This is a genomic window from Bartonella queenslandensis AUST/NH15, from assembly GCF_000312585.1.
GTDB lineage: Bacteria > Pseudomonadota > Alphaproteobacteria > Rhizobiales > Rhizobiaceae > Bartonella > Bartonella queenslandensis_A.
In genome coordinates this window covers 1-361 of record NZ_HE998330.1, presented here as the reverse complement: position 1 = coordinate 361, position 361 = coordinate 1, and the positions used below count along the sequence as shown (strand labels likewise).

1 protein-coding gene is annotated in these 361 nt (G+C 39.6%); it reads left to right on the top strand.

Going from position 1 to position 361, the window contains the following annotated elements; genetic code table 11:
- On the top strand, nucleotides 1-361 hold a 361-nt coding region (locus BN338_RS12410), incomplete at both ends, for a hypothetical protein (RefSeq protein ID WP_039762251.1).

Below are 361 nucleotides of genomic sequence, written 5' to 3'. Positions count from 1 at the left end.
AGTAGGACAAAAAAATGCCAACGACAATGCCAAAAATACTCCTTATCCGATATTAGATAATCGTATTGGTGAAACTTATGCTGCTCAATCTAAATCAATGAATATGCGAAATTTTTATGATAGTTATATCCGTGCCATTCGCTGGGCTAGTGACCGTATTAATAATGCTGGGGTAATCGGCTTTGTCACAAATGCGGGTTTTATCAGTGCTCATTCTCTAGATGGTTTACGCAAGTGCCTCGTTGAAGAATTTAGCAGCCTTTATATTTTCCATTTACGGGGCAATCAACGAACTTCTGGTGAAGTTTCTCGAAAAGAAGGTGGCAAAATTTTTGGTGCTGGCTCTCGAACTCCTATAGCG